Genomic DNA, 14,430 nt, shown 5'->3' with positions numbered 1-14,430 from the left:
ACGCTGCGCGAGATGCGCTGGTGGGACATCGGGCCCGTACTGGAACTGGAGCACGAGCTGTTCCCCGAGGACGCCTGGTCCGCCGGGATGTTCTGGTCCGAACTCGCCCACGCACGCGGCCCGCAGGCCACGCGCCGCTACATCGTCGCCGAGGACGCTGCGGGCCGGCTGGTCGGCTACGCAGGACTGGCCGCCGCCGGCGACCTGGCCGACGTACAGACCATCGCGGCCGCGCGCGACCAGTGGGGGACCGGGCTCGGCGCCCGGCTCCTCACCGACCTGCTGCGCGCCGCCACCGCGTTCGAGTGCGCCGAGGTGCTGCTGGAGGTACGGGTGGACAACACCCGCGCCCAGAAGCTCTACGAGCGCTTCGGCTTCGAGCCCATCGGCTTCCGGCGCGGCTACTACCAGCCCGGCAACGTCGACGCGCTCGTCATGCGACTGACCGACCCCGCACAAGCACGAACTGAGAGCAGTGAGAGCAATGGCTGACGAACCGCTCGTCCTCGGCATCGAGACCTCCTGCGACGAGACCGGCGTCGGCGTCGTCCGCGGCACCACCCTGCTCGCGGACGCGATCGCGTCGAGCGTCGACGAGCACGCCCGCTTCGGCGGCGTCGTGCCCGAGGTGGCCTCGCGGGCCCACCTGGAGGCGATGGTCCCCACCATCGACCGCGCCCTGAAGGAGGCCGGGGTCAGCGCCCGCGACCTCGACGGCATCGCCGTCACCGCGGGACCCGGCCTCGCCGGTGCGCTCCTCGTGGGCGTCTCGGCGGCCAAGGCCTACGCGTACGCGCTCGGCAAGCCGCTGTACGGGGTCAACCACCTGGCCTCCCACATCTGCGTGGACCAGCTGGAGCACGGGCCGCTGCCGGAGCCGACGATGGCGCTGCTGGTGTCCGGCGGCCACTCCTCGCTGCTGCTGGCCCCGGACATCACCTCCGACGTACGGCCGCTCGGTGCGACCATCGACGACGCGGCGGGCGAGGCCTTCGACAAGATCGCGCGCGTGCTCCAGCTGGGCTTCCCGGGCGGTCCGGTCATCGACCGGCTCGCGCGCGAGGGCGACCCGAAGGCGATCAACTTCCCGCGAGGGCTGACGGGCCCGCGCGACGCCGCGTACGACTTCTCCTTCTCCGGGCTCAAGACGGCCGTCGCCCGCTGGATCGAGGCGAAGCGCAACGCGGGCGAGGACGTACCGGTGCGCGATGTGGCGGCGTCCTTCCAGGAGGCCGTGGTGGACGTGCTGACGCGCAAGGCGATCCGGGCGTGCAAGGACGAGGGCGTCGACCACCTGATGATCGGCGGCGGCGTCGCGGCCAATTCCCGGCTGCGCTCGCTGGCGCAGGAGCGGTGCGACGCAGCGGGGATCGTGCTGCGGGTACCGCGGCCGAAGCTGTGCACGGACAACGGCGCGATGGTCGCGGCGCTGGGCGCGGAGATGGTCAGGCGGAACCGGCCCGCGTCGGACTGGGACCTGTCGGCGGACTCCTCGCTGCCGGTGACGGACCCGCACGTGCCGGGTACCGCCCACACGCACGACCACGGCCACGGCCACACCCACGATCACGACCACGTGCACGAACTGAGCAAGGACAACCTGTACTCGTGAGCACCGTCGCGCTGATGTGGGAGGCCCGTGCCGCCGACGGCCGGGGCAACGAGCTGCTGGAGTGGGCCCGCGCCCAGGTCCTCGCCCGGGAGCCGGTGCGTCGCGAGATGTTCCGCGCCCCGCAGGACCGGGTCCTCGTGATCACCTGGTGGGAGGCCGCCGAAGGCGTGGCGGCCGACCTCCCCGAGCTGCCCGAACCCGCGGCCGACCTGATCACGCGGGCCGTGCACCGCTGGCGGTTCGAGTCGGTGGAGGTCGACGGCGGCTGACCGGGCCGGGGGCGGGGAGCCAGGCCGGGCGCTAGGGGGTGTCGGCGGGAGCCGGCACAGGGGCGCCGATGAGCATCGAGGGGGCTCCCGCCACCCGGGTCAGGAAGACGGTCGCGGAGTTCGGCCCCTGCGGTTTGACCTTCCTGCGCAGCTCCTCGGGCTCGATCGCCGAGCCGCGCTTCTTCACGGTCAGGATCCCGACCCCGCGCTCGCGCAGCAGCGCCTTCAGCTTCTTCAGGCCGAAGGGCAGCACGTCGGTGATCTCGTACGCCGTCGCGTACGGCGTCGCACGCAGCTCGTCGGCGGTGATGTAGGCGATGGTCGGGTCGATCAGCCGCCCGTCCAGCTGTCCGGCGACCTCGGCGACCAGATGGGCGCGGATGACGGCCCCGTCGGGCTCGTAGAGCCAGCGGCCGACCGGCCCGGCCGCCGGATCGGGCAGCGGATCGGCCGTGTGCAGCCCGCGCGGTCCGGGGAGCAGGGTGGCGCGCACGGTCCCCGGCGCCGTTCCGAACCAGAGCACGGCCTCCTTGACGTCCCCCTGGTCGGAGATCCACTCGGCCTCGGCCTCCGCCGGCACGGCCTCGTGGGGGATCCCGGGAGCGATCTTGATGGCGGCGTACTTCGCCGCACGGGCCGTCTCCACCGCCCATGACAGCGGCGGCGAGTACGACTCCGGGTCGAAGATCCGGCCGCGCCCCCCGCGCCGGGCCGGGTCGATGAAGACGGCGTCGTAGCCGGAGGTGTCCACCTCCGTCACATCCGCCTCCCGGACCTCGATCAGGTCCGCCAGCCCGAGTGCCTCGGCGTTGGCCCGCGCGACGGCGACCGTGAGCGGGTCGTGGTCCACCGCGAGCACCCGGATGCCGAGCCGGGCCAGGGCCAGGGCGTCGCCGCCGATGCCGCAGCACAGGTCCGCGAGGCTGCGTACGCCGAGGGCGGCGAGCCGCTCGGCCCGGTACGAGGCCACGGACGCGCGGGTGGCCATCTCGCCGCCGCCGGGCGTGAAGTACATCCGGAAGGCGTCCTCGGCGCCGAACTTCGCCACCGCGCGCTGCCGCAGCCGGGCCTGCCCGAGCGCGGCGGAGACCAGGGCGGCGGGGTGCTCGCGGCGCAGCCGGGTGGCGACGGCCAGCTCCTGGGAGGGGTCGTAGTCGCGGAGCGAGTCCAGGAGGGCGCGGCCCTCGGGGGTGAGGAGGGCGGCGAAGTCTTCGGGGGTCACGGGTCCATTGTCGGCGACGGGCCGGCCCGGGAGCGGCGCGGGCGGGCGCCCCCGGGCCGGACGGTGTGGGCCAGTCGAAGGAAGGTGCGACCGCGTTCGCGGTGTCTTCCGGGGAGTCCGTGTGTCGGGTGCCAGGATGCGCTGCTATGCAGCTAGTACGACAAAAGGGAAATAAGTCGCAACAAGGTCACCGGTACGCGGCAGGTCCGCGCGGCCGGTTCGGGGTGGCCGTCGCAGCCCTGCTCGTCGCCGCCCTCGGGACGGCGTGCGGCTCCGGGGACTCCGGGCCGGACAAGGGCGCGAAGGCGAAGGCCGCGGAGGCGGGCGCGGCCGGCGCCCTCAGCGCCGCCGAGAAGGCCAAGGCGGCCCAGCAGGCACGCGTCGTCGCGGCGAAGAAGTGGGGCCTGCGCAAGACCCCGCTCGCCGCCCCGCCGGCGCCCAAGGTGAAGCCCGAGATCACCACGCGCGAGGGCTTCGAGGTGGAGGACCAGGAGGAGTACCCGCACGTCTTCACCACGGTCCCGACCGAGGACAAGGTCGTCTTCCTGACGATCGACGACGGCTCGGAGAAGGACCCCGAGTTCCTGAAGATGATGCAGGAGCTCAAGATCCCGTACACGGCCTTCCTCAGCGACTACGTCGTCCGGGACAACTACCCGTACTTCAAGCAGATGCAGGCCGCGGGCGTCACCCTGAACAACCACACGCTCAACCATCGCTACATGCCCGGCCTGTCGTACGAGCAGCAGCGCGAGGAGATCTGCGGCCAGCAGGACACGATCCAGAAGCAGTTCGGCAAGCGGCCCACCCTCTTCCGGCCGCCGTACGGCAACTACAACCAGGACACGCTGCGCGCGGCGAAGTCCTGCGGCATCAAGGCGGTCCCGCTGTGGAACGCGGAGGCGTTCACCAACCGGATGGATTACCGTGAATGGGACCGCGATCTGCACCCCGGTGACATCATCCTCACGCACTTCCGGGGCAAGGACGACTGGAAGGGCACGATGCCTGACATGATCCGTCATGTCATGAAGACCGTCACGGACAAGGGGTACGCCGTGGCTCGCCTGGAGGACTATCTGTGAAGCACGCGCGCCGGTTGGTAGCCGGAACTCTGGCCGCCGGCGCGCTCGCGCTGTCCCTGACGGGGTGCGGGGACAGCGCGGCCCCCACCGAACGGCTGGCCGGCAGGACGGCGCAGCCGACACCGGAGGCCGGCAGCACCACGCCGTCGGCTGTGTCGACCGCGCCGGGGGGCGCCGTCGACGATGCGTACAAGAAGTGGGGCCTCACGGCCCCCCTCCAGTACGCGCCCAAGCCGGCCCAGAAGCCGCAGTTCCCGAAGCCGGGCCCGGGCAAGGTCCCGGTGATAGACCGAATACCCGTCCCGGCGGACGACAAGGTCGTCTTCCTGACCTTCGACGACGGCGCGGAGAAGGACCCCGAGTTCCTGAAGATGGCGGCCGACCTCAAGCTGCCGATCAGCATGTTCCTCACGGACAGCGTGGCCTCGTCGGACTACGGGTACTTCGAGAAGCTCCGCGACAACGGCTCGGCGAGCACGATAAACAACCACACGCTGACGCACCCGAATCTGCGGACCCTCTCCTTCGAGGCGCAGAGGAAGGAGATATGCGGCCAGCAGGAACGCCTGGAGAAGCGCTTCGGCAAGCGCCCGCCGCTGTTCCGCCCGCCCTTCGGCAACTACAACGACGACACCCTCCGGGCGGCCTCGGAGTGCGGAGTCTCGTCCCTGGTGCTGTGGCGGGCCTCGATGCAGATCAACAACTTCCAGTACGCCGAGGGCTCCGCCCTCAAACCCGGCGACATCATCCTCGCCCACTTCCGCGGCCCGGCTGAGCTCAAGGGCACGACGGAAACCCAGATGACGACGCGCATGCTCCAGCGCATCCAGGAACAGGGCTACCGCATAGGCCGCCTGGAGGACTACCTGTAGGGCGGGCGGGAGCTGCTCGGGCGGTATCAGGGATGTGTATGGGGGTTTCCCGTCAGTCTCATCGTCTCTCCGTGTCGGGCCGGTCCCTCAAGGGCGCTCCTCCTTCGTCGTCGCGTCGCTTCGCGATGTCGCTGCGCTCCACCCTTGACCGACCGTCCCGCCCCGGACATACGAAGACTGCCGGGAAACCCCCAAAGGAACGGGCCGGTCGAAGCTTTCAGGGACGGGCGGACAGAGATGCCCAGGCAGATCCCGGTAGGGCACGACCGAGAGGCGGGGCCCATCCAGACCAGGGCCCGGGTCGGGCGGAGCGCGTCCGATCGCTACGCGCTCCTCACCTCTCAGCGTCTCCCGCCCGTCCTGGGCCACCGGCAGAAGCTAGGCGGAGGCGACGACCTTGCCGGCGGTGACCTGTGGAGGGTTGGGCAGGAACTGAGCCAGGTGGTCGCGGACGAATTCCGCAGCCTTCTCGACCGACTCGTCGGCTCCCGCCCGGTCCCGGAACACGCTCGTGGACACCATCACCCCGCCTCCGGCGTCGACCCAGAAGTACGCCACGAATCCGGGGACCTGGCGCATGATCGGCACGAACCCCTCGTCGACGAGGCGTCCGGCCTCGGCCGGGTCGGTCACGCCTTCATAGCGCCGGACTGCTGCGTACATGGTTGGTCCCCTCAACGGTGCTGGGCGTCGTCATTGCGAAGAGGACGTACCCGCACCGGCCTCGCCCGGCCCGCGCCGTGCCCGGCAATCACCGGAAGAGACCTCGTCGGCGGCGCGAACGGGCGGCCGTTAGGGTGCGGCCATGGACGCCGCCGTACTCCACCGCAGGACCGGCATGCATGACGAGTGCGTGCCACCGGACCTCGTCGACCGTCTCCTCGCCCTCGGGCACGCCGACCTGGTGCGCGGGCAGGCCCTGGCGGAGGACGGCGACTGGTTCTGCGCCCGCGCCTGGGCGCGCCTGCTGGCCGGCCGGGGCGCGCTGGACGAGGCCCTTGAGGTACTGGCTCCCTACGTCGGCACCGGCTGGTGGACGGCGGCCGCGGAGGCCGCGGGGCTGCTGGAGGCCGGCGGCCGGGGCGAGGAGGCCATCACCCTCGTCCGCCCCTTCGCATCGGACGGGGAGCGGTCGGCTCTGCACGACCTGGCTCTGCTGCTGGCGCGGCACGGGCAGGGCGAAGAGGCGTACGAACTGCTCCTGCCGCACACCACCGACTGGCTGCTCGCCGAGGCCCTGGTCGAGGTGGGCGTCGGGCTGGGCCGCGCCGAGGAGGTCGCTGCACTGCTGGAGGCCCGCCTGGCCCCCGGGAACTCGTGCCCGCGGTGCGGCAGCCCGGAATGCGGTCAGCCGTACAGGGAGCCCTTCAACGCGGTGAACCTGCTGGCGTCCGTGCACGAGAAGCAGGGGCGTACGGACGAAGCGATCGCGGTGCTGCACACGTACGGCCCCACCGTCGTCAACAACCGTGACCCACTGGCCGAACTGCTGGTACGGCACGACCGGATCGACGAACTGCGCGCCTACGCCGGCACGCCGGAAGCCGTCCGGCAGCTCGCGGAGCTGCTGGAGGAGCGCGGCGACGTGGCCGGCGCGGTCGACGCGTACCGGAAGCACGCGGATGAGGACCGCTGGAACACGTCGATCCTGCTCGCGGAACTCCTGGCCCGGCACGGGCGGGGCGCCGAGGCCATCGAGATCGTGCGCGCGCTGGACAGTGCCGACGACTGGATCGTGGACCAGCTGTGCAAGCTGTTCGCAGCCGAGGGCCGCGCGGAGGAGGGCCTCGCCCACCTCGACGCGCTCAAGGCCCGGCGGGGCGGGGAGGAGTGGGAGCTGTCCCGGCTGCGCGGGCCCCTCATGGCCGCGTGCGGCCGACTCGACGACGCCGTGGCGGAAGCCCTCGCACACCCCGAAGGCGGGAGCCCCTACGCACTGGAGAGCCTGGCCCACCTGCTGATCGACGCCGGACGCCCGGAAGAGGCCCTCACCCTGCTGGACACGGACCGCCTGGACCACCGGAGGACCCTCGGCCCGCTCCTGGTGGAGCTGGGCCGCGTCGAGGAGGCGATAACACTCCTGCGGACCCCCAGCCCCCAGGTCCCGCCACCCCAGCCGACCGGCTACAGCGACTGGCCGCCCTTCTAGGCGTCGAAGTCGTACTCCAGCACGTACGAAGCGGAGTCCAGCGTCATCTCGTTGACCTCAACAGCTCGCCCGCCCTCGGCGAACGCGGTGCGCACGATCTGGATGACAGGCGTGCCCATGGAGAGCGAAAGCCGCTCGGCCTCACCGGCCGAGGGCATCCGGGAGCGGATCTCCTCCCGGAAATGAACGGGCGCATGCCCCAGCTCGGCCAGCCGCGCGTACGTCCCGCCGGGACCGGTGTCGGCCCGTGTGATGGCGGAGTCCCCGACGATGTCCGCCGGCAGGTACGACACCGCGAACAGCACGGGCTTGCCGTCAAGCACGAAGCGGCGGCTGCGGGCCCACACCTGAGTCCCTGCCGCGACGCCCAGCGCGTCGCAGACGCGGTCGTCCGCCTCCTCCACTCGCACGTCGACCTGGTCGACGACCAGCTCCCGATCCTCGGTATCGGCGGACCAGACGGACCGCCCCGAGCCCCACCGCTCCTGCGCCAGCCGCTGAATACCGCGCCGCCGCAGAGGCTTGAACGCCCGGACGAAGACGCCGGCACCCTTTCGGGCCTCCGCGAGTCCTTCGTTCTGCAGTACACCGAGGGCCTGACGTGCGGTCATCCGCGCGACCTCGTAGGTGGCCATGAGGTCGTTCTCACCCGGCAGGCGGTCGCCCGGGCCGTATTCGCCCGTCTGAATGGCCGCCCTCAGCGCATCGGCGATCCGCTGGTATTTCGGCTGACGGGTGCTGCCCTGGCTGGTCATTAAACCGATCACTCCTTCTCCTCTCTAGACACCCTAGGGCCAGAGGTGTGGCACCGCACGCACCCGCATCGAGCCTCATATCCGTGAGATCTCTAGAGATGTATTGACGGATCGAGGTGATGTCGACTGTAGTGGATACATCTCTAGAGAGGCAGCCTTCGAGGTGGCCTCGCGAGTGAGGAGTGATCTGTATGTCGCAGCGCCGAGATGTCTTCACCGTCGACACGGACGACGCCCTCCCTGTGAGGGTGGCTGTCATACGCGAGCCCAGTGAAGACCTGCTGGGCCGGGCGCTGATCGGCTGGGAGCGCTTCCTCCGCACCCTGCGAGGGGTGTCCGATGAGTGAGCGTTACGCATACGTGCCGCACCGACTCCTGCGCCGGCGCGTCCGTGACATCGCTTCGGGCGTCGAGGGTGAATTGATGGCCGTGATCAACGAGAACGTCTCGAATGCCGACATTGAGTACTGGATGGAGCTGGCGTACATCCGTGGCGCGTCCGGTCGTGAATTCACCACCGCGGTCGCCAACGTCGAGGCGGCGGACTGACGAATCGTCGGCTCTCCAGCGGGTGCGTGGTTCGTCTGGCGACTGCACTCGGCCAAGCCGATGTGTACTCGGGCTTGGGCGCGGAAGTACTCACAGCGGCGAGAAGAGGACGGTCATGGTCGCGCAGACCCGGCTGCAAATCGGCCGAGTCGAGGTATCAGCGGTCATTCAGCCCAGGACGGTCGTCGGACGCTGAGAGATGAGGAGCGCGTAGCGATTGGACGCGCTCCCCCGACACGGGCCGTGATCGGTGATGGGCCCCGTCTCTCGGTCGTGCCCCCCGGCCCGCCCGAAGGTCTCTGATGCGCCCGTCCCTGGAAAGGAACGCCCGGCTCGTTCCTTTGGGGGTTTCCCGGCGGTCTTCGTATGTCCGGGGCGGGTCGGTCGGTCAAGGGTGGCCGGAGGCCATCGCGTAGCGACGCGACGACGAAGGAGGAGCGCCCTTGAGGGACCGGCCCGAACCGGAGAGACGATGAGACTGACGGGAAACCCCCATACGCATCACTGACTACCGCCCCAGCGGATCCCGTTCACCGAAGCCGTCCCCGCGCCCGGGGGCGGGTGGGCAAACGCCGCCGCGGGGTGGTGGCCCGAGGGGGCGGGAATCCTGGCGAGGCGAAGCGCACCGAAGCCGCCCCTACACCCGCACCACCGGCGTGATCGTCGTTTCCACCGGGCCGTGGCTGTCCGCCTCGCGCTGGCGTTCCGCGCTGTCGCTGATGCGGAGGAGCAGCGCGATCATGATCCAGTTGGCCAGGAGGGATGAGCCGCCCTTGGCCAGGAACGGCAGGGCCTTGCCCGTCAGGGGGATCAGGCCCGTCACACCGCCCGCGACCACGAAGACCTGCAGGGCCAGCGCCGCCGCCAGGCCCACCGCGAGCAGCTTGCCGAAGGGGTCGCGCGCGCCGAGCGCCATCCTCAGCCCCCGCTGCACGAGGAGCGCGTAGAGGATCAGTACGGCCATGACCCCGGCCAGGCCCAGCTCCTCGCCCACCGTGGTCAGGATGAAGTCGCTGCGCCCGGCGAACGCGATCAGCTCGGGATGCCCCATGCCGAGGCCCGTGCCGGAGACGCCGCCCGTGCCGAAGCTGAACAGCGCCTGCGCCGACTGGTCCGAGGTGACTCCGGGCGGCCGGTTCTCCCAGTAGAACGACAGCGGGTTGAGCCACGCAGCCACGCGTGCCTTGACGTGCGGCTCCGTCGAGCCGACCACGAAGGCGCCCGCCGAGGCCATGACCAGGCCGCAGACGATCCAGCTGGTGCGCTCGGTGGCGACGTACAGCATCACCACGAACACCCCGAAGAAGATGAGCGAGGTGCCGAGGTCGCGTTCGAAGACCAGGACCAGCATCGAGACGATCCACACCGTGACGATCGGGCCGAGCTGGCGCATCGGCGGCAGTCGCATGCCCAGGAATCTACGGCCCGTCAGGGCCAGCGAGTCCCGGTGGATGACCAGGTAGCCCGCGAAGAAGATCGCGATCATGATCTTCACGAACTCGCCGGGCTGCAGCGAGAAACCGAACAGTTTGATCCAGCGCTTCGCGCCGTAGGTGTCCGCGCCGAAGAAGGCGGGCGCGATCAGCAGCACCAGCGCGACGGCCATGTTGATGTAGATGAACCGCTGCAGCAGCCGGTGGTCGCGCAGCAGCGCCAGCACCAGCAGGCAGGCGGCGACCCCGACGACCGTCCACATCAGCTGGCCGGGTGCGTTCGCGTCCGAGTTGTAGCGCTCGATGTAGCCCTGGTCGAGGCGGTGCAGCAGCACCAGTCCGAGGCCGGTCAGCAGCATGGCGAGCGGGAAGATCAGCGGGTCGGCGTAGGCCGCGAAACGGCGTACGCCCAGGTGCCCCACCAGGGACAGCAGGGTCATGCTGATGGTGAAGTCGACGAATTTGGGCGGCAGCTCGCCGTTCATGGCGAGGCCTGCGGCGGCGTGGCCGAAAACGGCGATGGCGATGACGAAGACGAGGAGCAGCGCCTCGGTGCGGCGGCGGGCGACCGCCGACGTCAGGGGTTTCAGCCCACGCACGGGATGCCGCCGCTGTCCTTGGGGGCGGACGCGGAGGGCGGGAAGGACGGCGGGGGTGAGGACGTGGCGCCCGGTGCGCCGGGGTCAGCGGAAGCTTTGGGTCCGATCTGCTCGGCAATGAGGCGCTTTATCTTCATATCATCTACGACGTTGGAGCCCTCCCCATGGTTCCTTCGGGCCCTGTGGACGGCGCGGCGGTGTGCCGGGCGCGCTGCCGTGTGCCGGGCTCTGCCCGGACCCGCGCCTCAAACGCCGGCGGGGCTGGAAATGCGGGGCCGGGCCTCGGTGGACGGTGGTTGTAGGTGTCGGGGTGGGGTGCCGGGGCGGGGTGTCTCCTCGGCTCGGCGCGTGCGGGCTTGTCTCGGCGGTACCCGGTGGTTGCGCGCTCGTCCTGCGGGGACACCCCGCCCCGTCCCCCCACCCCTCACGCCGTCGAAGCCCGCCGTGGGGCGGGGACACGCAGGAGGGTCCCCGCAGGACGAGGCGCGACCACGGCCGCCTGGCCGTGACAAGCCCGAACGCGCCGAGCCGAGGAGACCCTCGTGCGGGGCACCGCCCCACACCACCCAGCCCCGCCGGCGATTGAGGCGCGGGTCCGGGCGGAGCCCGGCGAGGATCCGGACCCGCCGTGAACTGCCGAGCACCCCGCAGGGGACCGGCCTCGCCGGCGTTTGAGGCGCCGCCCCGGCAGGGAAGCCGCAGGAGATCCTGATCGGCAGGCCCACCGCGGTGCGAGACGGCGCCGCGTCGGCGTGACACCGTGTTTCGCCTGGTCAGGTCGCGGAGAGGGGCGATCCACCACGCCCGTGAGCCCCGGTGGCCGACGTTCCGGTTCTTCTTCGCGCAACGCCCGGCGGTCGGGAATTGGCACTCCGCTTGACCGAGTGCTAATCGCCGGAATAGTCTCGCACCTGGCACTCACCCCCGGTGAGTGCCAACACAGCGACAGGCAGATCCGGCACCCGCGACGACGGATCGACCTGGTCGCCACCTCAGACAGTTAACCCCGGATCTCCGAAGGGGGAGGTCGGATCGTGACGACCGCCAGCTCCAAGGTTGCCATCAAGCCGCTTGAGGACCGCATTGTGGTCCAGCCGCTCGACGCCGAGCAGACCACGGCCTCCGGCCTGGTCATCCCGGACACCGCGAAGGAGAAGCCCCAGGAGGGCGTCGTCCTCGCGGTGGGCCCGGGTCGCTTCGAGGACGGCCAGCGTCTCCCGCTGGACGTCACCGTCGGCGACATCGTGCTCTACAGCAAGTACGGCGGCACCGAAGTGAAGTACAGCGGCGAGGAGTACCTCGTCCTCTCGGCTCGCGACGTGCTCGCGATCGTCGAGAAGTAATTCTCTTCATCAGTACTGCTTTGAGCTGCGCCCCTGGTCACCCCGCTGATTGCCGGGCGGCGAGGGGCGCAGCTCGTTAAACCCGAGTTTTCGAGAGGGCTGAACCGCTCCCATGGCGAAGATCCTGAAGTTCGACGAGGACGCCCGTCGCGCCCTCGAGCGCGGCGTCAACAAGCTTGCCGACACGGTCAAGGTGACGATCGGCCCCAAGGGCCGCAACGTCGTCATCGACAAGAAGTTCGGCGCCCCCACCATCACCAACGACGGTGTCACCATCGCCCGCGAGGTCGAGCTGGACGACCCGTACGAGAACCTGGGCGCGCAGCTCGTGAAGGAGGTGGCGACCAAGACCAACGACATCGCGGGTGACGGCACCACCACCGCCACCGTGCTGGCCCAGGCGCTGGTCCGCGAGGGTCTGCGCAACGTCGCCGCGGGTGCTTCCCCGGCCGCCCTGAAGAAGGGCATCGACGCCGCGGTCAAGGCCGTGTCCGAGGAGCTCCTCGCGACCGCCCGCCCGATCGAGGACAAGTCCGACATCGCCGCCGTGGCCGCGCTCTCCGCGCAGGACCAGCAGGTCGGCGAGCTCATCGCCGAGGCGATGGACAAGGTCGGCAAGGACGGTGTCATCACCGTCGAGGAGTCCAACACCTTCGGCCTGGAGCTGGAGTTCACCGAGGGCATGGCCTTCGACAAGGGCTACCTCTCGCCGTACATGGTCTCCGACCAGGAGCGTATGGAGGCCGTCCTCGACGACCCGTACATCCTGATCAACCAGGGCAAGATCTCCTCGATCCAGGACCTGCTGCCGCTGCTGGAGAAGGTCATCCAGGCCGGCGCCTCCAAGCCGCTGCTGATCATCGCCGAGGACGTCGAGGGCGAGGCGCTCTCCACCCTCGTCGTCAACAAGATCCGCGGCACCTTCAACGCGGTGGCCGTCAAGGCCCCCGGCTTCGGTGACCGTCGCAAGGCGATGCTCCAGGACATGGCCACCCTCACCGGTGCCACCGTCATCGCCGAGGAGGTCGGCCTCAAGCTCGACCAGGCCGGTCTGGACGTGCTGGGCTCCGCCCGCCGCGTGACCATCTCCAAGGACGACACCACCATCGTCGACGGTGGTGGCAGCCACGACGAGGTCCTCGGCCGCGTCAACCAGATCAAGGCCGAGATCGAGTCCACCGACTCGGACTGGGACCGCGAGAAGCTGCAGGAGCGCCTGGCGAAGCTCGCCGGCGGCGTCTGCGTCATCAAGGTCGGCGCCGCCACCGAGGTGGAGCTCAAGGAGAAGAAGCACCGTCTCGAGGACGCCATCTCGGCGACCCGCGCCGCGGTCGAGGAGGGCATCGTCTCCGGCGGTGGCTCCGCGCTCGTCCACGCCGTGAAGGTCCTCGAGGGCAACCTCGGCCTGTCGGGCGACGAGGCCACCGGTGTCGCGGTCGTGCGCCGCGCCGCCGTCGAGCCGCTGCGCTGGATCGCCGAGAACGCCGGTCTCGAGGGTTACGTCATCACCTCGAAGGTCGCCGAGCTCGACAAGGGCCAGGGCTTCAACGCCGCCACCGGCGAGTACGGCGACCTGGTCAAGGCCGGCGTCATCGACCCGGTGAAGGTCACCCGTTCCGCGCTGGAGAACGCCGCCTCCATCGCCTCCCTGCTGCTCACGACCGAGACCCTGGTCGTCGAGAAGCCGGCGGAGGACGAGGGCGACGCCGGTCACGGCCACGGTCACGGCCACAGCCACTGATCGCGCGCACCACGCCGGGAAGGCCCCGTTCCGCAGTCGCGGAGCGGGGCCTTCCCGTTGCTCTGCCCCGTGTCGGGGGCTCAGGCTCCGTACGGGGAACCCGTTCCGCCCATCTGCTGCTGCAGGGCTCCGGGGTTGTAGTGCCACCAACCCTCGATGATCTCTCCCTCGACGCACCGGAACGTGGTGCTCCCGGACATGTAGTACGTCTTCCCGGTCGGTGCGACCCCCATGAACGGGCCCTTGTGGGTGCCGGTCCAGTTCCACACCGTCGTGACCATGTCGCCCTCGGCCAGCTGGGCCGTCGTCTCGAAGGTCATGTCGAAGGCCGCGCGCCACGTCTCCATGTCCGACCGCATGGAGTCGCGTCCGACGACGGTGGACTCCGCCCTGCTGACGTCGTGGTTGATGTAGTTCGTCGCGAAGCATTCGTCGAGGACGCTCATGTTCCCGGTCATGGCCGCTTCCTCGAACACCCGGTCGGCGAGCTGCTTGTTGAGGTGCTCGTCGCGGACCACGTCCAGGTTCATGAACTTCGGCATGCCTTCGCAGAGAGCCACCATCTCCTGGAACATCCGGTCCGTCTCGGGGAGGTGGGAGTTCTTCATGGCCTCTTCGTACGAGGCGAACTCCACCATGTCCACGTAGTGGTTCCGGGCCTCGCGGTCCTGGCCGATCATCGTGTGCGTGGCGGTGCGCCTGCCGCTGCTCTGCTCCGCCCAGCGGTCGATGAGCGCATTCATCTCGTCGAACCGCCTGGTTTCATAATCGATCACTTGTACGAATGTCATCGCGTCGCCT

General features: G+C 70.1%; 15 protein-coding genes. 10 read left to right on the top strand and 5 right to left on the bottom strand.

Going from position 1 to position 14,430, the window contains the following annotated elements:
* Window positions 1-12 precede the first annotated feature (12 nt).
* From rimI to KO717_RS14725, 3 genes are read left to right on the top strand one after another with little or no spacing between them, the layout of a single operon-like run.
* The gene (rimI, locus tag KO717_RS14735; protein WP_030725871.1) at window positions 13-492 is read left to right on the top strand and encodes a ribosomal protein S18-alanine N-acetyltransferase; all 480 of its coding nucleotides are present in this window, start codon (window positions 13-15) and stop codon (window positions 490-492) included.
* Window positions 485-1,612: a tRNA (adenosine(37)-N6)-threonylcarbamoyltransferase complex transferase subunit TsaD gene (gene tsaD, locus KO717_RS14730; RefSeq protein WP_301367581.1), complete on the top strand. Its 1,128-nt coding sequence runs from the start codon at window positions 485-487 to the stop codon at window positions 1,610-1,612. Before rimI ends, tsaD begins: the two co-directional genes overlap by 8 nt.
* Entirely contained in the window at window positions 1,609-1,881 is a 273-nt protein-coding gene (locus KO717_RS14725; RefSeq protein ID WP_301367580.1) for a hypothetical protein, read from the top strand. Before tsaD ends, KO717_RS14725 begins: the two co-directional genes overlap by 4 nt.
* Before the next feature lie 31 nt (window positions 1,882-1,912).
* Here KO717_RS14725 and KO717_RS14720 read toward each other — a convergent pair whose 3' ends face one another.
* Window positions 1,913-3,103 carry a class I SAM-dependent methyltransferase gene (locus KO717_RS14720; protein ID WP_301367579.1) on the bottom strand — a complete coding sequence of 397 codons (1,191 nt, stop codon included), beginning with the start codon at window positions 3,101-3,103 and terminating at the stop codon, window positions 1,913-1,915.
* 146 nt (window positions 3,104-3,249) lie between these two features.
* On the opposite strand from KO717_RS14720, the gene KO717_RS14715 reads away from it, so the two are divergent.
* Both KO717_RS14715 and KO717_RS14710 read left to right on the top strand, forming a co-directional pair.
* Window positions 3,250-4,188, top strand: a complete 939-nt coding sequence (locus KO717_RS14715) for a polysaccharide deacetylase family protein (RefSeq protein ID WP_437184513.1) — start codon at window positions 3,250-3,252, stop codon at window positions 4,186-4,188.
* On the top strand, window positions 4,185-5,060 hold the full coding sequence (locus KO717_RS14710; protein WP_301367575.1) for a polysaccharide deacetylase family protein: 876 nt from the start codon (window positions 4,185-4,187) through the stop codon (window positions 5,058-5,060). Before KO717_RS14715 ends, KO717_RS14710 begins: the two co-directional genes overlap by 4 nt.
* 378 nt (window positions 5,061-5,438) lie before the next feature.
* On the opposite strand, the gene KO717_RS14705 is transcribed toward KO717_RS14710, so the two are convergent.
* Complete coding sequence (locus KO717_RS14705; protein WP_301367573.1) at window positions 5,439-5,723, bottom strand: hypothetical protein; 285 nt, start codon at window positions 5,721-5,723, stop codon at window positions 5,439-5,441.
* A gap of 142 nt (window positions 5,724-5,865) precedes the next feature.
* Between KO717_RS14705 and KO717_RS14700 the strand changes: the two genes are divergently transcribed.
* The gene (locus KO717_RS14700; protein ID WP_301367571.1) at window positions 5,866-7,209 is read left to right on the top strand and encodes a tetratricopeptide repeat protein; all 1,344 of its coding nucleotides are present in this window, start codon (window positions 5,866-5,868) and stop codon (window positions 7,207-7,209) included.
* On the opposite strand, the gene KO717_RS14695 is transcribed toward KO717_RS14700, so the two are convergent.
* Window positions 7,206-7,964 carry a GntR family transcriptional regulator gene (locus tag KO717_RS14695; RefSeq protein WP_301367570.1) on the bottom strand — a complete coding sequence of 253 codons (759 nt, stop codon included), beginning with the start codon at window positions 7,962-7,964 and terminating at the stop codon, window positions 7,206-7,208. The two genes, KO717_RS14700 and KO717_RS14695, sit on opposite strands and share 4 nt — an antisense overlap.
* 191 nt (window positions 7,965-8,155) lie before the next feature.
* On the opposite strand from KO717_RS14695, the gene KO717_RS14690 reads away from it, so the two are divergent.
* Both KO717_RS14690 and KO717_RS14685 read left to right on the top strand, forming a co-directional pair.
* Entirely contained in the window at window positions 8,156-8,311 is a 156-nt protein-coding gene (locus KO717_RS14690; protein ID WP_301367569.1) for a hypothetical protein, read from the top strand.
* Entirely contained in the window at window positions 8,304-8,513 is a 210-nt protein-coding gene (locus tag KO717_RS14685; protein ID WP_301367568.1) for a hypothetical protein, read from the top strand. The genes KO717_RS14690 and KO717_RS14685 overlap by 8 nt, the downstream gene beginning before the upstream one ends.
* 637 nt (window positions 8,514-9,150) lie before the next feature.
* Here KO717_RS14685 and KO717_RS14680 read toward each other — a convergent pair.
* The gene (locus KO717_RS14680) at window positions 9,151-10,545 is read right to left on the bottom strand and encodes an FtsW/RodA/SpoVE family cell cycle protein (protein ID WP_301367567.1); all 1,395 of its coding nucleotides are present in this window, start codon (window positions 10,543-10,545) and stop codon (window positions 9,151-9,153) included.
* 1,034 nt (window positions 10,546-11,579) lie between these two features.
* On the opposite strand from KO717_RS14680, the gene groES reads away from it, so the two are divergent.
* Together groES and groL are read left to right on the top strand one after the other, a co-directional pair.
* Window positions 11,580-11,888, top strand: a complete 309-nt coding sequence (gene groES / locus KO717_RS14675; RefSeq protein WP_030011064.1) for a co-chaperone GroES — start codon at window positions 11,580-11,582, stop codon at window positions 11,886-11,888.
* 112 nt (window positions 11,889-12,000) lie between these two features.
* On the top strand, window positions 12,001-13,629 hold the full coding sequence (gene groL / locus KO717_RS14670; RefSeq protein WP_030011063.1) for a chaperonin GroEL: 1,629 nt from the start codon (window positions 12,001-12,003) through the stop codon (window positions 13,627-13,629).
* Between the two features lie 80 nt (window positions 13,630-13,709).
* On the opposite strand, the gene KO717_RS14665 is transcribed toward groL, so the two are convergent.
* The gene (locus KO717_RS14665) at window positions 13,710-14,405 is read right to left on the bottom strand and encodes an ester cyclase (RefSeq protein WP_367401527.1); all 696 of its coding nucleotides are present in this window, start codon (window positions 14,403-14,405) and stop codon (window positions 13,710-13,712) included.
* Window positions 14,406-14,430: the final 25 nt, after the last annotated feature.

The organism is Streptomyces xanthophaeus, from assembly GCF_030440515.1.
GTDB classification, from domain to species: Bacteria; Actinomycetota; Actinomycetes; order Streptomycetales; family Streptomycetaceae; genus Streptomyces; species Streptomyces kutzneri.
Note: the sequence above shows the minus strand (reverse complement) of the source record. Positions and strands in the feature narration are given on the sequence as shown.